Origin of the sequence: Virgibacillus byunsanensis, from assembly GCF_042675965.1 — a bacterium.
Lineage (GTDB): Bacteria > Bacillota > Bacilli > Bacillales > Amphibacillaceae > Virgibacillus_R > Virgibacillus_R byunsanensis.
Window position 1 is genome coordinate 13550 of the sequence record NZ_JBHTKJ010000026.1, and the last position, 19206, is coordinate 32755.

Annotated in this window: 18 protein-coding genes, 1 other RNA gene and 1 pseudogene; 5 read left to right on the forward strand and 15 right to left on the reverse strand. The window is 36.6% G+C overall.

Annotated elements, in window-relative coordinates; translation table 11 throughout:
* Positions 1 to 65 precede the first annotated feature (65 nt).
* The 6 genes from ACFQ3N_RS10400 to ACFQ3N_RS10425 all read right to left on the reverse strand — a co-directional run bounded on the left by ACFQ3N_RS10400 (position 66) and on the right by ACFQ3N_RS10425 (position 4820).
* Positions 66 to 698, reverse strand: a complete 633-nt coding sequence (locus tag ACFQ3N_RS10400) for a response regulator (protein WP_390362116.1) — start codon at positions 696 to 698, stop codon at positions 66 to 68.
* Positions 691 to 1734, reverse strand: coding sequence for a sensor histidine kinase (locus ACFQ3N_RS10405; protein ID WP_390362118.1), 1044 nt, complete (start codon positions 1732 to 1734; stop codon positions 691 to 693). Before ACFQ3N_RS10405 ends, ACFQ3N_RS10400 begins: the two co-directional genes overlap by 8 nt.
* Complete coding sequence (gene liaF / locus ACFQ3N_RS10410) at positions 1731 to 2462, reverse strand: cell wall-active antibiotics response protein LiaF (protein ID WP_390362120.1); 732 nt, start codon at positions 2460 to 2462, stop codon at positions 1731 to 1733. Before liaF ends, ACFQ3N_RS10405 begins: the two co-directional genes overlap by 4 nt.
* Positions 2463 to 2556: 94 nt before the next feature.
* The gene (locus tag ACFQ3N_RS10415) at positions 2557 to 3189 is read right to left on the reverse strand and encodes a PspA/IM30 family protein (protein WP_390362122.1); all 633 of its coding nucleotides are present in this window, start codon (positions 3187 to 3189) and stop codon (positions 2557 to 2559) included.
* 27 nt (positions 3190 to 3216) lie between these two features.
* Positions 3217 to 3570 carry a lmo0954 family membrane protein gene (locus tag ACFQ3N_RS10420; protein WP_390362124.1) on the reverse strand — a complete coding sequence of 118 codons (354 nt, stop codon included), beginning with the start codon at positions 3568 to 3570 and terminating at the stop codon, positions 3217 to 3219.
* Positions 3571 to 3812: 242 nt separating this feature from the next.
* Positions 3813 to 4820, reverse strand: a complete 1008-nt coding sequence (locus ACFQ3N_RS10425; protein WP_390362126.1) for an LLM class flavin-dependent oxidoreductase — start codon at positions 4818 to 4820, stop codon at positions 3813 to 3815.
* Between the two features lie 163 nt (positions 4821 to 4983).
* Between ACFQ3N_RS10425 and ACFQ3N_RS10430 the strand changes: the two genes are divergently transcribed.
* From ACFQ3N_RS10430 to trhA, 3 genes are all read left to right on the forward strand, one after another.
* A complete protein-coding gene (locus tag ACFQ3N_RS10430) occupies positions 4984 to 5529 on the forward strand; it encodes a PadR family transcriptional regulator (RefSeq protein WP_390362128.1) in 546 nt (181 codons plus the stop codon).
* Positions 5530 to 5543: 14 nt separating this feature from the next.
* Positions 5544 to 6020: a DUF4188 domain-containing protein gene (locus ACFQ3N_RS10435; RefSeq protein ID WP_390362130.1), complete on the forward strand. Its 477-nt coding sequence runs from the start codon at positions 5544 to 5546 to the stop codon at positions 6018 to 6020.
* A gap of 108 nt (positions 6021 to 6128) precedes the next feature.
* Positions 6129 to 6776, forward strand: a complete 648-nt coding sequence (gene trhA, locus ACFQ3N_RS10440) for a PAQR family membrane homeostasis protein TrhA (RefSeq protein ID WP_390362132.1) — start codon at positions 6129 to 6131, stop codon at positions 6774 to 6776.
* 122 nt (positions 6777 to 6898) lie between these two features.
* Here trhA and ACFQ3N_RS10445 read toward each other — a convergent pair whose 3' ends face one another.
* The 7 genes from ACFQ3N_RS10445 to secG all read right to left on the reverse strand — a co-directional run bounded on the left by ACFQ3N_RS10445 (position 6899) and on the right by secG (position 14071).
* Complete coding sequence (locus tag ACFQ3N_RS10445; RefSeq protein ID WP_390362134.1) at positions 6899 to 7960, reverse strand: M42 family metallopeptidase; 1062 nt, start codon at positions 7958 to 7960, stop codon at positions 6899 to 6901.
* A gap of 491 nt (positions 7961 to 8451) precedes the next feature.
* Positions 8452 to 8814: a transfer-messenger RNA gene (gene ssrA, locus ACFQ3N_RS10450) on the reverse strand.
* A 131-nt stretch (positions 8815 to 8945) separates the two neighbouring features.
* On the reverse strand, positions 8946 to 9410 hold the full coding sequence (smpB, locus tag ACFQ3N_RS10455; protein WP_390362135.1) for an SsrA-binding protein SmpB: 465 nt from the start codon (positions 9408 to 9410) through the stop codon (positions 8946 to 8948).
* Positions 9411 to 9550: 140 nt separating this feature from the next.
* On the reverse strand, positions 9551 to 10360 hold the full coding sequence (zupT, locus tag ACFQ3N_RS10460) for a zinc transporter ZupT (protein ID WP_390362137.1): 810 nt from the start codon (positions 10358 to 10360) through the stop codon (positions 9551 to 9553).
* 225 nt (positions 10361 to 10585) lie between these two features.
* Positions 10586 to 12793, reverse strand: a complete 2208-nt coding sequence (gene rnr / locus ACFQ3N_RS10465; protein WP_390362301.1) for a ribonuclease R — start codon at positions 12791 to 12793, stop codon at positions 10586 to 10588.
* A 49-nt stretch (positions 12794 to 12842) separates the two neighbouring features.
* Positions 12843 to 13589 carry an alpha/beta hydrolase gene (locus tag ACFQ3N_RS10470; RefSeq protein ID WP_390362139.1) on the reverse strand — a complete coding sequence of 249 codons (747 nt, stop codon included), beginning with the start codon at positions 13587 to 13589 and terminating at the stop codon, positions 12843 to 12845.
* 248 nt (positions 13590 to 13837) lie between these two features.
* Positions 13838 to 14071, reverse strand: coding sequence for a preprotein translocase subunit SecG (gene secG, locus ACFQ3N_RS10475; RefSeq protein ID WP_390362141.1), 234 nt, complete (start codon positions 14069 to 14071; stop codon positions 13838 to 13840).
* 177 nt (positions 14072 to 14248) lie between these two features.
* Here secG and ACFQ3N_RS10480 point away from each other — a divergent pair, with 177 nt between their 5' ends.
* Positions 14249 to 15160 carry an alpha/beta hydrolase gene (locus tag ACFQ3N_RS10480; RefSeq protein ID WP_390362143.1) on the forward strand — a complete coding sequence of 304 codons (912 nt, stop codon included), beginning with the start codon at positions 14249 to 14251 and terminating at the stop codon, positions 15158 to 15160.
* Positions 15161 to 15295: 135 nt separating this feature from the next.
* Entirely contained in the window at positions 15296 to 17008 is a 1713-nt protein-coding gene (gene ptsP, locus ACFQ3N_RS10485) for a phosphoenolpyruvate--protein phosphotransferase (RefSeq protein WP_390362145.1), read from the forward strand.
* Between the two features lie 72 nt (positions 17009 to 17080).
* On the opposite strand, the gene ACFQ3N_RS10490 is transcribed toward ptsP, so the two are convergent.
* On the reverse strand, positions 17081 to 17659 hold the full coding sequence (locus tag ACFQ3N_RS10490) for a nitroreductase family protein (RefSeq protein ID WP_390362303.1): 579 nt from the start codon (positions 17657 to 17659) through the stop codon (positions 17081 to 17083).
* Between the two features lie 103 nt (positions 17660 to 17762).
* Positions 17763 to 18729 (reverse strand): annotated as a pseudogene (locus ACFQ3N_RS10495) (nucleoside hydrolase).
* Positions 18730 to 19206: the final 477 nt, after the last annotated feature.

The window sequence follows — 19206 nt, forward strand, 5'->3', positions numbered from 1 at the left end:
TCCTATCTACGAAAAAAAGCCATGCATTAGCGTGGCTTTTTGAATTAATTTTCATGTCAGTAGATCTATTCTACAAGATCATGCTTAAACGCATAAATAACTGCCTGGGTCCTGTCATGTACTTCCAGTTTTCCTAATACGTTACTAACATGAACTTTCACCGTTTTCATGGCAATATATAATTCATCAGCAATTTCCTGATTTGTTTTCCCTTGTGCAACAAGCAACAATATTTCCATTTCACGCTCCGTTAATTGATCATGCAGGTTTTCCACGTTTTTCTCACGCATCCGGTTCATAATTTTACCTGTTACTTCAGGTTCTAAAATCGATTGACCTTCAAATGTAGCACGAATTGCTTTTGCAATTTCACTTGCTTTTGACGTTTTCAGCATATAGCTAGTTGCTCCGGCTTCAAGCGCAGGATAGACTTTTTCGTCATCAAGAAAACTTGTAACAATGATAATTTTTGCCTCTGCCCACTCTGCGATAATGTTTTTAGTAGCTTCAATACCATCCATTTCTTTCATCACTAGATCCATTAAAATAATATCAGGCCTTAAATCCAGAGCAATCTGGACAGCTTCTTCCCCATCATCCGCTTCAGCCACAACCTCCATATCTGGCTGTGCTGACAGATAAGCAGAAACACCAATTCTAACCATTTCATGATCATCTGCAAACAAAATACTAATCATTAATCTCACCTTCTCTTTGTAAGGTAGGTACTTTCACTTCTATACGTGTCCCCTGCTTTGGTAAACTAATTACTTTAAACGTTCCACCCACTTCAAATGCACGTTCACGCATGTTTTCAAGTCCATATGAACTTGTCTTCACTTTCTCAACATCAAACCCTATTCCATCATCAACTATTCTTAAAATCACTGTCTCATCTCGTTCGATTAACATAACGTGAAGTTCTTTTGCATCAGCATGTCTTAGTGTATTGGAAACAGACTCCTGAAGAATCCGAAATAACTGATCTTCGACACCTTTATCAACTGTGAAATTTTCTACCTTCCATTCAATCTCCATTGGTACCTTTTGCATAAGTTCAACTAACAGTTCTTCGACACCTTCTTGTAATGACTTTCCTTTTAATGCTACAGGACGTAAATGCAGTAATAACGCACGCATCTCAAGCTGTGATTGATGAATCATTTTTTCCACCATCTGTAGCTGCTTTCGAATAGCTAGGTCCTCTGGGGGGCTTGACTCATTTATAGCAGACATCATCATCGATGCAGCGAATAACTGTTGACTAACGGAATCGTGTAATTCACGTGCCAAGCGATTTCTTTCCTGAACAACAATTTCCTGAAGACTTTTTTCACGTTCATTGGCTCTTTCTGTAGCTAATCGTTGTGCGTTTTCTGTTTGGATTCTGATTTTCTCTTGTATCTGTTCCATATGACTTTGGATACTTTCGAGTTCTTTATATGGTTCTTCATCTATTGTAAATTTTTGACCTTTAACCATTTCATTTAATTGCCGATCAATTTGATGAAGCCTTTGTCTCCAATACAATCCTGTTGTGATACCGATGATCATTCCTGCAACAATAGGTATACTAAACACAAAAACCAGAAAAGGGATATCGTATAAATTTCGATCCACTACAAAAGCCCAATCATCTAATGGAAAAGCGATAAATGTTACGGTGATCATCATTATAGAGATGATTAAACTAAATAATATCGCGGTGAATACATGACGTACAACCGTATTCATATTCGCTTCACCTCAATATCTCCAGAAAATAAAGAGGTTACTATTTTCACTCTGGAAAGTGACGTATCGTATTCTTTTGTTTGATAATGAAGGGACTGGTTCATTAATCTCCAGTGATGCTGACCTAGAACATGTGCACGCCCAAAGATTGAACTATGGTGAATACTTACTTCCACTTCATAAGGAACGTATATTACGATATTTCCAACAATATGTCGTATGGATATAATTGCTGTATCACTAGGTAGAACCGTATTGCTCAAGTCAATTACTCGATCACCAAATGCACCATGAATATTAATGTCCCGCCATTGATAAGCTGTATCTTCCGTTTGTTGATCATCCATGATTTTATGGTCAAACAGTGGTTTGATTTCCACAATCGGATCGGCTATCACTTGCTCGTGACCTGGAAAATGTGGCATAAAATGTTCTGCTTCCTTTTTCGATTTTGAATAGTTCATAATGAATAATACAATTGCTGCAATAATTAAGAAACGTACTGCCAGCATATTTAAAATAGCGAAAACTAATCCAACTACGCCTAACCAAAATAAAATTTTCCCCCATAAACGATTAAATTTCTTCCACCCGATATAAATAAACAATCCTGAAAATAAGGCAGAAGCAATCATACCACCATGAAAGAAAGCGACCTCAACAATAAAGAGGATCACCCCAATTATTAGAATCCAGTTGAACGTATCTGTAGTCAATCGTTTAAACATAAAGGTGACCCCCCATTCTCTAATGTAATAGAACAGACGCATTTGAATGCGCCTGTTTTAGTATATCATTTTTTATATCTTATGGAGAAATATGTCATTTACTTCCCTGTTCGTTCATTTCTTTTTCTAGTTTAGCTATTTTACTATCGAATGTACTTCGGTAATACGCGCTATTAACTTTATACTCCAATCCCTCAATATACTGTTCCATTTCAGCAAATCGTGAGTATGGTTTATCTGGGGAGTCTTCTACCACTCTATTTATTTGATGGTTAGCATGCGCCATATTTTCACGACCCATCAATTCCATACGGCGCAAATGCATATCTTTTAGTTTATGTTTCATTTCTTCATATTTTTGTTCCAAACTTTCAAGTTGTTGTTCTGCTTCTTCGCGTGATGCTTTCATACGATCTGCACGCCCTTGATACTCCTCGTATTCTTTAACTGCAAATTCATGCATCTGCTCTTCTCCAGCTTTTTCGGCGATATTTGCTTGTTTTATTCGTTTATCTGCAAGATCCTGTGCTTTGTGATACTCTCTTGAAAACTCATCCTTTAGTTTATATTGACGGTCAACAAGCTTACGTACCTTTTCTTTTTCTTGTTCACTTTGACGCAAGTATTGATTCAATGCAGCTATTGGATTTTTCTGTTCCTTTTGATCCATCATATTGTGAAGATCTGATGAAATGGAATCTTTCATACGTGTAAATATATTTGTCATTTGTAATTCGCTCCTTTTATAATTGAATTAGTTATTCAGTTCCGCCCATTGACGTTCAAAATTTGCAAATGGATCATTCGACTCTACTACTTGCTCAGCTGATTGCCCATCATCTTTCTTCCAGTTTGTATAAATAAGGTACAATACATATGCTGCCGCGACCCCGAGTACTGCATAGATATTGGATAATGCAATGCTAAGGACAAGTAAACCAAGAATAACCCACCCAATCTTACCTCCAGTAGAATCGCTTTTAATGAATTGCTTAAAGATTACATATAGCAACCAAATGCTAAGACCTAATAAAACCATTGGGCCAAGATTAGCTAGCAAAATAAGTAATGCAATTAACCCTCCAATAAACAACATAAACTTTTTCATCGTTCCTGCCTCCTTTCTTTATCTTGAATCCATCTTACCGAGAAAACAGGTCTTTAGTAATGATCCAGAGCCATATCTTTAACTAGGTCTTGAGGCGTATTAAGCTATGGACTTGTTGAAAACAGATCAAAAGCGCAAGCGCCTTTACAGATTCGTGCGGTGTTTCGCTGTCGGAGCATCCTGTACGTTGGAGCTGAATGTGGCCGTTCCTTTAAATGTTAATCTAAAAAAGAGATGAATTTTCATCTCTTTTTTAAACCTATTTCCTGGGCAATAAGTTCATAGGATTTTCGTCTTGCTTCATAACTGTGTGTTATTGTTACAATCATAAACTCGTCTGTTTGATATTTATCTTTTAGTTCCTGTAGTTTATGCTTCACTTTCGTTGGATTCCCGACTATTATTTTCTCTCGCATACTTTGGACGATTTCTTTCTCATCATCAGTAAATGTGTAAGCTTTTGCTTCTTTTATAGTTGGAACCCCTTCCCGATCTCCCTTATCTTCTTTCAGTTTCCATATAAGGCTGCTTAAAGCAAGTTCTTCTGCCTCTTCTGTCGTTTCTGCACAAATAACTGAGACAGCAACAAGGGCTTTTGGATGTTTATTGCCCTCGTTGTGTTCTAAGAACATTTTCCGATATTTTTCTACGATTAAAGGACCGTCTTGATCACTCATAAAATGTCCAAAAGCATATTGCATTCCTTTTTCTGCTGCTAAAACAGCACTTTTTTGACTGGTACCTAATAACCATGGCTCAGGTGGGATAGGAGGTACTGGTGATGGTGCAACTTTTGCATAAAGATGTTCTTTTGGAAAATTACTATGTAAAAATTGGAGCATTTCATCAAGGATCTCTGGCATTTTCCGTACATTTTCAAGAAAATTAGTCGATAGCGCCATTGTCGCCTCAGCTGATCCTCCTGGTGCTCGTCCTATACCTAGGTCTATTCGATTAGGATATAATGTTGCTAGAAGATTATAAGCTTCAGCTACTTTATACGGTTTATAGTGTGGCAGTAACACAGCACCAGAACCTATACGTATAGTGGAAGTTTGTGAACCGATAATTCCAAGCATGATATCCGGTGCTGGACATGCCAGTCCAGACATATCATGATGTTCAGCTATCCAGTAACGTGTGTATCCTGCTTTATCTGCTTGCTTAGCAAGTTCAATAGATGCTTTTAATGCATCTTGTGCACTTGTACCACTCGAAATTGGAGCTTGATCCAATATGCTGAGTTTCATATTTTTCCCTGCTTTCTTGATTATTCTATAAACTGGTATTTGATTAGTATAACAATAACATGTAAATAATTTTAAAAATAATCCTTTATAATGTTTTCAATTTAAAGCTTTTCTGTTACTATATATCTAATTGATATATAGTAACTTGATATAGGGTGGTATTATGACAAAAGAAAATCATACAAAATATGCAATACTTGGCTTACTTACAACAGGGTGTCATTCAGGATATTCCATTAAACAAATGATTGACGGTAGTCTAAACCATTTCTGGAAAATTAGTTATGGGCAGATATATCCTACTTTGAAACAGTTAGTTGAAGAGGGGTTAGCAACCGTTAAAGACACTACCCAAACTGGCAAACCGAACAAAAAAGAATATTATTTAACCTCGGACGGGAAAACCGCTCTACAGTCATGGCTTAATAATCCAATAGAAGCTATCCCTACTGAAAAAAATGAACTTTTGCTAAAATTATTCTTTAGCCGTCACCAGCATGCAGACATTACAATTAACCAAATTGATCACTACTTAAATCAACTTACTGAACGTTACCATACATATCTATCTATTGAACAACTAATTACTGAAAACTTATTAGATCAAGCAGATTCTCCATTTTGGCTTATTACACTCGACTACGGCAAAAGAACGACAAAAGCAGCCATCGAATGGTGTGAAGATACGCAAGAAAAATTAAAAGAATAAGAGGGTGTGATATTTTGGGTAAAGAAGTATTTCCTGGTCGCTACACAACAGAACAGGAAGAAAATGTTGTTGTATTTCTTATTGGCATGCGGATAAATAAATGGTGGGCCATCCATAAATGGTTACCTGTTTTTACTGCAATGCCTCCAATGATTCGTGAGCTTTATATGAATAAGAAAACCGGCTTTTTATCAATGGAATCTTTCTTTAGTCTCCGTACAACTCTGTTAGTCCAGTATTGGCGTTCATCAGATGATCTGATTACCTACGCCAAAGGCCCCACACATTTAACTGCATGGAGAAGATTTAACAAAAAAATAGGAAATAATAACGCCGTAGGGATTTATCATGAAACATACGTAATCGAAAAGGGAAATTATGAAAGTGTTTACGGAAATATGCCCGTTTTTGGACTTGCTAAAGCTGCAGGACACCGATTAATCTCCACACCTTTAAATTCAGCCCGTAAACGACTTAAAACGGGTAACTAGTGCTCCATTTTTTAAAGTTAGTATCGATTACTTTTACTCATTTCAGGTTTCCTATATTATAGTTATATAGTTTTTTAAGCTATATCATAATATAAGGTGTTGAAAAACATGGGTGTTTATATTCGAGAACCTATTAATGGACTTACACATTTATTCGGAGCAATATTATCTTTTGCAGGGTTACTTGCATTAGTTATCAAGGCTTCAACTACTGCAGATTCTGCACTTGCTGTTATGGCAGTTATTATTTTTGGAATTAGCATGATTCTGTTGTATGCAGCTTCTGCCACCTATCACATGGTAGTTGCAAAAGACCATGTCATTGCATTTTTAAGACGAATTGATCATTCGATGATTTTCGTATTGATCGCAGGAACATATACACCCTTGTGCCTCATTAGTTTAAATGGAGTTACCGGTTGGGTTTTATTTGCTGTAATTAACATGATTGCACTATTGGGAGTTACCTTTAAACTAGTATGGTTTCACGCTCCCAGATGGTTATCAACAGCGCTATACGTGGTGATGGGCTGGATTGTTATTTTCTTCAGTTCCTCTCTTCTGCCAATTATTGGTTTCAACGGAATGCTGTTATTAGTTTTAGGTGGTTTGTTCTACACAATTGGAGCAATTATTTATTGGCTGAAACCTAAGTTCTTATCTTTTAAACATGTTGGCTTTCATGAGATTTTTCATGTATTTATTTTATTTGGTAGCTTCTTTCATTTTTTCTGCATATATAGTTATGTATTGTAAGATCAAAAGTACTGGAGCTTAACAAAGCTGATTCTGTAAATGATTATACAAAGCTCTACAGTTACCCTGTCCTTACTATTAAAAAAAGCGAACTCACCACCAAGTGATGAGTTCGCTTTTATTTAATACGAAACCAATTCGGAAAGAACATAGTGATAGACTAATTTTTCAGTGTTTTCTAAAGATTTGTCATGTGTTCTTTCATAAGCATGAGATGAATCTATTCCTGGTCCGATAAGTCCATGAATGATATCATTTCCTGCTTTAATTGCAGCAGATGCATCAGATCCATAGTACGGATAGATATCCAATTTATAACCGATCCCATTCGTTTCTGCAAGTTCAACCAGATGCTTCCGTAGTCCGTAATGATAAGGACCGCTTGCATCCTTCACACAAATAGAAGCGGTATATTCATTAGTAGATTGTCCATCCCCCATCGCCCCCATATCAACTGCTAAATACTCAACAGTCTCAGGTGTAACATTAGAATTCCCACCATAGCCAATTTCCTCATTGTTGGAGATAAGAAAATGAGTCGTATACGGAAGTTTTGCATCTTCTTCTTTAAGTCTCTTGATAAGTTGCATAAGAATGCCAACACTCGCTTTGTCATCTAAATGACGGGATTTCATGAAGCCATTATCCGTAACTTGAACTCGAGGATCAAATGAAACAAAATCACCTACTTCAATTCCGAGTTCACGTATTTCTTCAGCGTTTTCCACTTTTGCATCGATTCGAACTTCCATATTTTCCTGATTACGTTTTGCATCCCCTGCATCCTTATATACATGAACAGATGTTTGACGCATTAAAATGGTTCCTGTAAAAACCTTTCCGCTTCCGCTTGATGTTTGAATTTCGCAATACTCTCCTTCAATAGCGTTATATTTGAATCCACCTATAAGATCAAGACGAAGACGTCCATTGCTTTTTACTTCTTTAACCATTGCACCAAGTGTATCCACATGAGCTGTTAACATTCTATGTTCGTTGTCATTTGCACCAGGTAATGTTGCGATTAAGCCACCTTTACGGTTACGTTTCGTTTCTACATTTAATTCCTGTAAAAAGTCCTCAACATATTGAATGACTTCCGCAGTATTACCTGAAGGACTTGGTATGGAAACTAATTTCTTAATTAGTTCTTTCGTTTCAACTACATTTGGATATGTACGCATAATATTCCCCTTTTCTATTCTTTATCTTTTCTTATGACAATGATTGCTTAAATCGATGAATGAATCAACTATTTTTAACTTTAAGAAGTCACCCATCAATCATACTAAATGGGTGACTTAACTTCTATTATCTAGAAAAAACCTGGTCCATGTCCGGGATTTCCATAACCATAGCCAAAGTTTCCTGGATTTCCATATCCGCTATATCCTGGTCCATATCCATTATAATTTGGATTCATTAATCCTCCACCTAACCTAAAAGTCCTGTAGCGACTGGTCCGAGCCCGCCATATCCAGGTCCAAGTTGTCTTAGGTGGGGTGGGTCACCGTACCCACTTCTATACATACACAATTATCCTTTTTATCAGCTGATTTAATACTTACATTACAGCCTATGGGAATATACCTAAAATGGAGTAGGCAAAGTTCTTAAAATTATAAGAGCGTTAAAAATTGGTTTTTGAACATAAAAAAACCACCAACATATGTATTGGTGGAGACGGTGGGAATCGAACCCACGTCCAGAGATATTGCCACTCAGGCTTCTACACGCATAGTCGGTATATTAAAATTCACTAAACTCACCAGCCTACCAACAGGCTTCCGAGTAGCTAGTCTGATTAATTTCAACTCTCATCCTCAGACGGTGGATGACAGTGTAGCCCGCTTCATTTGAGACCCTTCAATCTGCCACACGGGCGATAGCAGGAAGGATCGCTTTAGAACTACTTACGCAGCTGCTAAAGCAGGTTGATTATTTTTGCCAATTATTATAGGCGAGTAACGTTTTACGAGCCGTAACCTCGACGCGCAACCTGAGCTCAATCTACCCCTGTCGAATCCGTAACGTCCCCATTTAGGAGAAACGCTCGGGAAAAAATCGAGCACTTATTTAATTAATTGTTAGTCATCTTCAACAATAACTATTATACCATATATCACGTTAAATTCAAGGACTGGAAGGTTTTACAAGCTATTTATCAGATTAGCTCATGTGATCCTTTATTGCACGATCAACATCACGCTTCATTTGTTTTCGTTTCAAGTCTTCCCGTTTATCGTATTTCTTCTTCCCCTTACCAAGACCAATCAAAACCTTGGCAAAACCATTTTTAATATACATTTTTAAAGGTACTAATGCATAACCTTGTTGTTGGGTTAAACCAATTAATTTGTCAATTTCTTTACGATGTAATAACAATTTGCGAGTACGTGTAGGATCATGATTAAAACGGTTTCCTTGTTCATACGTAGCAATGTGTAAATTAATTATTTGCATTTCACCACGATTAATACGTGCGTGCGAATCCTTTAGATTTACACGACCAGCACGAATTGATTTAATCTCAGTACCTTGCAAAACAATTCCTGCTTCATAGGTTTCTTCAATAAAATAATCGTGTGACGCTTTTTTGTTTTGGGCTATCGCATTTCCTTTTCCTTTAGGCATACATACTTCCTCCTACTTCTACGTGCAACTTATTTTACCAAACATTCGTTATTATTCCAAGAAACAAAAGCTAGGAGTGCCTAGTGGTTATGTCTCGAGTAATAAGACCACACCCAAAATTGGATACAGCCTCATCCTGATTAGATAATCAGTAATAAACTAACCGCCATTACAGCCATCCCACTTATTAATCCGTATATCGATAAATGAGCTTCGTCATACTTCTTGGCTGCAGGTAATAGTTCATCCAATGAAATAAACACCATAATCCCAGCTACGCTAGCGAATATTACACCAAATGTTATATCATTTAAAAATGGCATTAGAATTAAAAATGCTGCAATTGCACCAATCGGTTCAGACAATCCGGACAAAACTGATAACTTAAATGCCTTTTTCTTGTCACCAGTTGCATAATAAATTGGAACAGAAACGGCAATTCCCTCTGGCACATTATGGATGGCAATAGCGATCGCAATTGCCAAGCCTAATGCTGGATCTTGTAAAGTAGATACGAACGTCGCAATGCCTTCTGGGAAGTTGTGAATACCTATCGCCAACGCTGTAAAGACACCCATTTTCAATAATGCAGGATCATTGATTGCTGATCCTGGTTTTTTCATGTCTTCAATTTTTTTCATTTCATGTGGATTGGAATGTTTGGGAATAAACTTATCGATTAAGGCTATTAACAGCATACCTCCAAAAAATGAAGAAACGGTTAGCCAACTGCCTCCTTGTTCACCAAGTTCACCGACTAATGCGTCATTTGCTTTTACAAAAATATCAACAAATGAAACATATATCATAACACCTGCTGAAAATCCTAGCGCAAATGATAAGAATTTTGTATTAGTTGTTTTCGCAAAAAATGCCAACAAACTACCTATTCCAGTGGCAAGGCCAGCGACTAGCGTGAATAGAAAAGCAAGTAAAACATCTGACATCATACATACCCCTTTGTTGTACATATTAACGAAAGTTTCCTTAAGGAAACTCTTTAATTATAGACTCATATTATTCTATTAGGTAAATAAATGCAACAAATTTTTAATAATTATGAGAAAATAATATTGTACGTATTATGAAAGAATTTAAATTATTTCAAAAAGCAAAAAAGACTGTTTCTGTTTTTATATTCTTCAGAAACAGTCTTTAAACTATTCAAACCAACGTTATTTTTTCTTTTTGGCTTTTATCTTCTTTCGAGTCTTTTGATTTGATTTGCCATTTTTAATTCCTGAACTAGTTATTGCATCAACTAATTCAAAATCCACAGCACGTTCATCCAGATTAACACCTTCAACCTTTATCTTGATCTCATCACCGATCCGATATATATTACCAGTTCGCTCTCCTATCATAGCGTAATTCCTGTCATCGTATTTATAGTAGTCATCCGTTAAATTACTTACATGTACAAGTCCTTCAACTGTATTTTCTAATTCAACGAATAAGCCAAAGTTTGTAACGGAACTAATTACACCGGTAAATTCTTCCCCTATTTTATCCTGCATATATTCTGCTTTTTTCAAATCATCTGTTTCTCGTTCTGCATCAACTGCAGCCCGTTCCCTTTCAGATGTATGTCTTGCAATTTCGGGCAAACTTTCTTTCCATCGTTGTATCGTTTTCTCACCCAATTGCTTTTCAATAAGATACGTACGAATTAGTCGATGTACAATTAAATCAGGGTATCTGCGTATCGGTGAAGTGAAATGTGTATAGAATTTAGTTGCTAAACCAAAATGCCCAACACCTTGTGAGTCATACTTTGCCTGCTTCATAGACCGCAACATCAACTTGGAAACAATCATTTCTTCTGGTTTACCTTTTACTTCTTCTATTACCTTTTGTAATGCTTGAGGATGTATTTCATTTGCTGTTCCTTTTACAACATATCCAAGTCCTGCTAGAAATTCAAAGAAGTGCTGCAGTTTCCCTTCATCAGGGTCTTCATGAATACGATGAATGAACGGTACATCCATCCAATGGAAATGTTCTGCAACCGTCTCATTGGCTGCTAGCATAAACTCTTCTATTAACTTCTCGGCTACAGATCGTTCACGTAACACAACATCTTCGGCTTTTCCTTTATCATCTACTAAAACTTGAGCTTCCTTAAAGTCAAAATCAATTGCTCCACGGCCCATTCTTTTCCCACGTAGTATTGCTGCAAGGTTTTCCATATTTTCAAACATCGGAACAAGTTTATTATATCTTTCTCGAACAATTTCATCCTGATCAACTAAAATTTTGTTCACATCTTTATACGTCATACGTTCGTTTGTTTGAATAACACTTTGGAAAATTTCGTGATTCACAACTTCACCATGTGCATTGATTTCCATCTCACATCCAAGTGTTAGCCTGTCTACTTGTGGATTCAACGAACAGATACCATTTGACAATCTGTGTGGGATCATCGGAATAACCCGATCAACGAGATATACGCTCGTTCCACGTTCTAGTGCCTCTTTATCTATTGGTGTATCCTCATTAACATAGTACGTAACGTCAGCAATATAAACACCAAGCTTGTAATTGCCATTATCCAGTTTTTGTACAGTAACGGCATCATCAAGGTCTTTTGCATCTGCACCATCAATCGTAACAATCGTCTCATCACGTAAATCACGACGGTTCTGTATTTCTGTCTCCGAAATGGATTCAGGTGTACTGGCTGCTTGATCTAACACTTCATCAGGAAAATCTACTGTAATCCCATGTTTGTGAATAATTGAAACTATATCAATTCCAGGATCATTTTTGTGTCCAAGAATATGAATGATCTCACCTTCAGCACTCTTGCGTCCTTCAGGGTACTTTGTAATATGGGCAATAACTTTATGTCCACTTACAGCACCATTTGTCATGCTTTTAGGAACAAAGATATCATTTGGAATCCGTTTATCATCTGCTATTACAAAACCAAAAGACCTATTATCTTCGAACGTACCGACAACTTGTAGCACGGCACGCTCAAGAATTCGTATAACAATTCCTTCTGGTCTTGAACCGTCATCATTGCGCTTTTCAATTCGTACTAGTACCTTGTCATTGTTCATCGCTGAAGCTAAGTCTGAGTGATGAATATACACATCCGACTGTCCTTCTTCATCAGGGATTAAAAATGCAAATCCCTTTGCATGCATTTGAATTTTACCTCGAATTAAGTTCATTTTCTCTGGTAGTCCAAACCGGTTTTTCCGTGTTCGAACCAGTTCACCTGTTTCTTCTAACTCATTTAAGGATTTTACAAGCTCCTTAAAACCTTCTGAATGATCTAATTCCAAAACTTCTTCTAACTCATCAACAGATAAGGGCTTTGAATTATTTTCTTTAAAATAATCACGAATAACTTCTTTCAAATCATCATTCATTTGTTCACCTTCTTTCTTTAGTATTCTTAACTTTTTTTCGATAATATAATCATTCTTCCCAATCAAGTGATTCTAAAAATTGATATACATCTTCATGGAGTTGTTCTTTCTCCTTATCCATCGTAATAACATGACCGGATTCTTCATACCAATTGATGTCCTTAACACCTGCCTCAACATGATCATAGATGTACGTTGCACTTTTTTTATTAATCATTTCGTCTTTTCTGGCTTGTACAACAAATGTCGGTGTGTAAATGGTATCAATTTGATCTTTTACCTCATGAATAAACGCATCTACTTGTTCAAAGACTTCCGTTGAATTATCCATGAGTTCATCTAGTTCCTCTTTAATGGTTTTCTCATCTTTTCCTTCTAATTGTTTATATTCTTTTGAAAAAAACTTAAAACCTTTTGTTAACTGTGTTTCGTTATCAAAAAACATGGGAGAACACATGGGAATAACTGCTTTGAGCTTCTTGGAATAAGCTAGCTTTAAACCTAATACACCACCTAGTGATAGTCCTGCAACAGCAATTTCTTTATAGCCAAGTTCTTGTAAATGCTGAAATGCCTCTTCCACATCTTCCCACCATTCTCCTGCAGATGCTTTTATTAATTCTTCTGGAGGTAACCCGTGTCCACGGTAGATCGGTGCATGCGATGTATATCCCTTTTTTTCTAAAAACCTACCAAGCATTCGCACGTCTGCAGAATGGCCAGTAAACCCATGTAATAACAATACCGCACGTGGCCCTGCTTCAAACGTAAAAGGTTTAGGTTGTTTAACTTTCATAAAACGACATCTCCTTTTATATTCCTGCTGTTTTATGTAGAACAATAGCGTGGTGTTGATACCTTTACCACACGGAGTCGTACTGCTTATGCCTTGAGTATCTAGGTCTGGAGCTAGGCATAACTATTCTGTTGATAATCATACACTACTTTCCAAGATATGCTATCTTTCCTCATAAAACTAATTTACCCTAATTACTAAGAAATTAAAAACCCTTACCACTTTTATTGTGATAAGGGTTATACAGTCTATTGTAAAACGTATGCACTCAAGAAAGCTAAAATAAAGAATAATGTTCCCGTAACTATTGTTCCACGGTGTAAAACTAAATCAACACCTCTTGCTTTTTGTTTTCCAAATAGTTGTTCAGCTCCACCAGAAATAGCACCTGATAGACCAGCACTTTTACCTGTCTGTAATAATACTAAAACGATCATAATTATTGCATCAACTACTAATAATACGTTTACTAATCCAGTCATGCTACCATGACACCTCCTGTAACACAAATACCTACTAGTTACTTTAGCATAAATTCAAATTATATAGCAAGTAAATTTTACTAGAAATTATAATATTGGTGTTTAATTTTAGACGTTTTTCTATTTTCATTCTATTATAAAGGTAACTAAAAAATAGATATGAAAAGGTGAATAGAAATGGAAAATGAATTTTGGTTACAAATGGATGATGGCGTAGAAGTTTACGTAAAGAAATGGTCAAACGAAACAAAAAAGCCAAATGCAATTATCCAACTCGCCCATGGTATGGTGGAACACATTAATCGATATAGCGAATTTGCTAACTTTTTAGTAAAGCACAACATATTTGTTTACGGCAATGACCTCCGTGGACATGGAAAGACAGGCGTGAAACAAGGATTACTAGGGTATTTTGCAGCAAAAGATGGATTTGAGAAAACAACTAATGATTTACACGTCATTACAAAACATATAAAAACGGAACATCCAAATACACCAATAATTCTACTTGGTCACAGTATGGGGTCTTTTCTAGTAAGAAACTATATTCAAACATATAGCAGAAATATCGATGGGGTAATCCTCTCTGGAACAGGCTATTTTCCACCACTTAAATCACAAGCCGGTAAAAGACTAGCAGCATTATTGCCACCAAAAGAAGAATCAAAATTGATGAATACACTTGCATTCGGTTCGTATAATAGAAAAATTAAGAGCAAAAATTCAAGCTTTGACTGGCTATCGGGTGACGAATCAGCGGTGCAGGATTACATGGATGATCCACATTCAGGCTTCATACCTACAGCACGGTTTTTTTACGATCTCATGTCTGGTTTGATAAGGATGCAAGATCATCAGTTAAACAAATCAATTCGTCACGATATCCCTGTACTATTAATTAGCGGTGATGCTGATCCGGTAGGAGATTATGCAAAAGGGATATGGAAGACGGCTCATCTTTATCAAGATGCAGGTCTTCAAGATATTACAACCATGCTGTTTGAAAATGGTCGTCACGAACTATTAAATGAGCTAAATAAGGATGAAGTCTACGAAACCATACTTTCATGGGTGACAAAATATTACTAATGATCGATAAACCGCTTACAAATGAACATTTTATGGACATGGCTTTGTTTAACTTGAATCTATATGTTCAAACAGTTTAGAATAAAGGGTAGAGTGAAATATGAATTTCATATTGAAGGGTTGGTCGAAAAAGACATGAGAGACATCCAAGGAATTGCAGCCTCAACTGGAATTGCCATTGCTAAAGCATATCAACTGGTGACACCAGAATTAACGTATGAACAAATAACAATTGAAAACACAGAGCAAGAAATTGCACGATTAGATAAAGCACTGGACGTTTCAAAACAGGAACTAGAAAAAATAAAAGCTCATACAAAAAAAGAAATTGGTGATGAGCATGCTGAGATCTTCTCTGCTCATTTACTTGTGTTGAGTGATCCTGAACTTATTAATCCGATAAAAGAGAAGATTACATCTGAGAATGCAATGGCAGAGACAGCATTAGAAGAAACTGCAAACATGTTTATTGATATGTTCAAAAATATGGACAACGAATATATGAGAGAACGTGCTGCTGATATACATGACGTTACAAAACGTGTATTGGCTCACTTATTAGGTGTTAGATTTCCTGATCCAGCACTGATTGATGAAGAGGTTATTGTAATCGCACATGATTTAACACCCTCTGATACAGCACAATTAAATCGCCAATTTGTAAAAGGATTTGCAACAGACATTGGTGGACGCACTTCGCATTCAGCAATTATGGCAAGATCTCTTGAAATACCAGCAGTTGTTGGTACAAAAGAGGTGACAGAAACCGTGTCACAAAATGATTTAATTATTGTTGATGGAATTGAAGGCAATCTTATTTTAAACCCGTCTGATAAAGAACTAGCAAAATATCGTGAAAAACAAGAAACGTTTGCGAAACAAAAAGAAGTGTGGGCGAAATTAAAGGATGAACCCACTATTTCCCAAGACGGCGAACAGGTGGAATTGGCAGCAAATATTGGTACTCCAGAAGACGTTACAGGTGTTTTGAATAATGGTGGTGAAGGAATTGGGCTTTATCGAACGGAATTTCTTTACATGGGCAAAAGTGAACTGCCGACAGAAGAAGAACAGTATAATGCTTATAAATCTGTCTTAGAGCAAATGGGTGATAAACCAGTAGTTGTTCGTACACTTGATATTGGTGGCGATAAAGAATTAAGCTACTTGGACCTGCCAAAAGAATTAAATCCCTTTCTCGGGTTCCGTGCAATCCGCTTTTGTTTAGAAAATGAAGATGTGTTCCGCCCGCAATTACGAGCATTATTACGTGCTGGTGTGCATGGTAATTTAAAGGTTATGTTCCCTATGATTGCAACGCTTGAGGAGTTTCGTCAAGCTAAAGCAATATTGATGGATGAAAAACATGATCTTAAAAACGAAGGCCTAAAAGTGGCAGAGCACATTGAAGTTGGGATTATGGTAGAAATTCCATCAACTGCCGTAATTGCTAAACAATTTGCGAAGGAAGTGGATTTCTTCAGCATCGGTACGAATGATTTAATTCAATACACAATGGCTGCTGACCGAATGAACGAGCGTGTGTCCTATTTATACCAGCCATATCATCCGGCCATCTTAAACTTGGTAAACACAGTAATTGAGGCAGCACATTCGGAAGGAAAATGGACAGGCATGTGTGGAGAAATGGCTGGCGATCCAATTGCCATTCCGATTTTATTAGGTCTTGGATTGGATGAATTCAGTATGAGTTCAACGTCTATCCTCCCTGCTCGTACACAAATTCGTGATTTATCAAAGGAAAAGCTCGCGTCCTATAAGAGTAAATTGTTAGCAATGGGAACAGCAGAAGAAGTAGAAGAGTTTATAAAAGAAAAAACAAAATAAATTAAAATGCCGTCTGAACGCTTAGTTCAGGCGGCATTTTGATACTCGGCAGGTTAGCGGTAACTTTTCTATTTAGTTTTCTATAAACTCCATTTTATCGTCTATTGACTTTCGACCTTTATCTCTCGGAACTTTCGCAGGATAACCCATTTGCATAACAGCTGCAATTTTCACGTTATCACTGTTTAAACCTATATCCTCTAAAAACCTAGGATCATGCATGTATGGTGTAATCGTCCAAAGCATACCAACACCATATTCCCATGCTGCTAATTGCGTATTTTGAATGAATGCACAAACAGCAGCATACTCCTCTTCAAATCGTACAGGATCTGCTTCTTTTTCAAAATATACTACTGCGTGGTGAGGAATTTCCAACAAGAAAGACTTCATGGATTCTATCATTTTTATCGTCTTTGGATCTTTATCATTTTTTAAAAGTCCTATACGTTTATAGCTTGAAATAATAGCCTCCACAAATACATATTTTCCTTCTTTTTGATATAGTTTAACATTCCAAGGTTCTTTCATATAATGTGTTGGAGCATAAGAACCGTAAGTGAATATGTCTTTTATAATGGTATTATCTATTGTTTTTGTTTTAAAATTATAAATCGATCTACGTTCTTTAATTGTTTTTAGAATTTCGATTCTTACTCATCCTCCCCATCTATAACTACATTATATGATAACAGATAAGTGCAACTAAGGCTTTGATAAGCCAAGTTTTCTAAAAATGCTTGATCCATACTCCTCATCCAAACCTTTGCCCCGTCATTACCGACATAAAATCGATATAAAATTTTTGATAATCAAGTGTGAAAGCAATACGATGTCGTTCCTCTTCTGCACCTTCCTCCTGATCTACAAAAGGACGGATATCTGCAATGCTTTGACCTCTTTCTACTCCATTTTGCCCTTGGACGATATGAACAGGAAATGTTCTATACTGGAACATATCGTCCCGTACTGTTGCCATTAATGTAAGAACATCATGAAGTGGACTCCCCTGCACATTAGGATTACGTTCTTTATAAAAATTATAATAATAATCTAATAAAGTTTTTACTATTTTTGTTTCCCCTACTTCGTCAATATAATTAATCATTTGTGGTGTAGCGATTGCCTGTTCAGTTACATTAAGCGGGATAATGGTAACGTTGTGAGCGTACCTTAGTACAGTTTGAGCGGCGATAGGATCACCATGAAAATTAGCTTCTGATACTGCAGTCACGTTACCTAAGAACCCAAAATGCCCCACCCATAATATAAAATCCTTTAACATTAGTCATTAAATTTTGATATAAAATAAACATGGTTGCAAGAGAAGTCAACCGCCCAGTATTAACAATTAATAACTCTTCCTGATACTCTTCTATAATGTTTACAACTTCATGAAAGTTTTCAACGATTATATCATTTTCCGCTGGAGGAGGTTCTATAGGTCCAAGTCCATATTCCCCATGAATCTCGGGATAAAAAACAGGACTCTCCCCAGTCATCGGGATTCGAGCTCCTCCAATTACCGTAACAGTTTCTGTGTCTTCAGTATCAAATAATCCTCTAACATAATGTACATTTGCGACAGCATTCTCTCTGGGGATACTTCCATAGTCTGCCACCACACCTACTATATCAACAGCATCATTAAAATAAGCGTATATAAGTGCGACCGTATCATCAATTCCAATGTCACCAAATAGTAACACTTTTTGAGCCAATTTACATCCTCTCCCCTGATTGAGATACTTATCCTATATCTAATCTATTGCACATGGGTTCTGTCCTATGTTTGTATCTAGATAATTTTAAATTTAAATGCTCCTTATCTAGTTGTAGATAAGAGGCATTTATAATAACTGTTATAGTGTAATTGTACAGAGTTATACACAGTTTTTATTTAATAAAGGCTGTTTTAATAAAGTTTGTTGCTTTTGAGAGAATAAATATAAACTGCGACATAACTTTAGATGATGGGTGACACTGTTACTCGCTCTGGAAATACACTTCGCTTTCCGCGGGCGGCTGGTGAGCTTCTTCATGCTAACGCATTTCAGAATCTCACCTAGGCCTATCCTCCCGCAGGAGTCTTCGTGTATTTCCGCCGCTGGTATAACGTCCAAAATTAAACAACTGCTATCATTTCGTTTTTTTATAGCATAAACTACCCCTTTATGGTGTTTGATTGGAGCGGAGGC

Coding starts and splice junctions, on each gene's coding strand:
- ACFQ3N_RS10400 (WP_390362116.1), bottom strand. CDS start 698: ATGATTAGTATTTTGTTTGCAGATGATCATGAAATGGTTAGAATTGGT.
- ACFQ3N_RS10405 (WP_390362118.1), bottom strand. CDS start 1,734: ATGAATACGGTTGTACGTCATGTATTCACCGCGATATTATTTAGTTTA.
- liaF (WP_390362120.1), bottom strand. CDS start 2,462: ATGTTTAAACGATTGACTACAGATACGTTCAACTGGATTCTAATAATT.
- ACFQ3N_RS10415 (WP_390362122.1), bottom strand. CDS start 3,189: ATGACAAATATATTTACACGTATGAAAGATTCCATTTCATCAGATCTT.
- ACFQ3N_RS10420 (WP_390362124.1), bottom strand. CDS start 3,570: ATGAAAAAGTTTATGTTGTTTATTGGAGGGTTAATTGCATTACTTATT.
- ACFQ3N_RS10425 (WP_390362126.1), bottom strand. CDS start 4,820: ATGAAACTCAGCATATTGGATCAAGCTCCAATTTCGAGTGGTACAAGT.
- ACFQ3N_RS10430 (WP_390362128.1), top strand. CDS start 4,984: ATGACAAAAGAAAATCATACAAAATATGCAATACTTGGCTTACTTACA.
- trhA (WP_390362132.1), top strand. CDS start 6,129: ATGGGTGTTTATATTCGAGAACCTATTAATGGACTTACACATTTATTC.
- ACFQ3N_RS10445 (WP_390362134.1), bottom strand. CDS start 7,960: ATGCGTACATATCCAAATGTAGTTGAAACGAAAGAACTAATTAAGAAA.
- smpB (WP_390362135.1), bottom strand. CDS start 9,410: ATGCCTAAAGGAAAAGGAAATGCGATAGCCCAAAACAAAAAAGCGTCA.
- zupT (WP_390362137.1), bottom strand. CDS start 10,360: ATGATGTCAGATGTTTTACTTGCTTTTCTATTCACGCTAGTCGCTGGC.
- rnr (WP_390362301.1), bottom strand. CDS start 12,793: ATGAATGATGATTTGAAAGAAGTTATTCGTGATTATTTTAAAGAAAAT.
- ACFQ3N_RS10470 (WP_390362139.1), bottom strand. CDS start 13,589: ATGAAAGTTAAACAACCTAAACCTTTTACGTTTGAAGCAGGGCCACGT.
- secG (WP_390362141.1), bottom strand. CDS start 14,071: ATGACTGGATTAGTAAACGTATTATTAGTAGTTGATGCAATAATTATG.
- ACFQ3N_RS10480 (WP_390362143.1), top strand. CDS start 14,249: ATGGAAAATGAATTTTGGTTACAAATGGATGATGGCGTAGAAGTTTAC.
- ptsP (WP_390362145.1), top strand. CDS start 15,296: ATGAGAGACATCCAAGGAATTGCAGCCTCAACTGGAATTGCCATTGCT.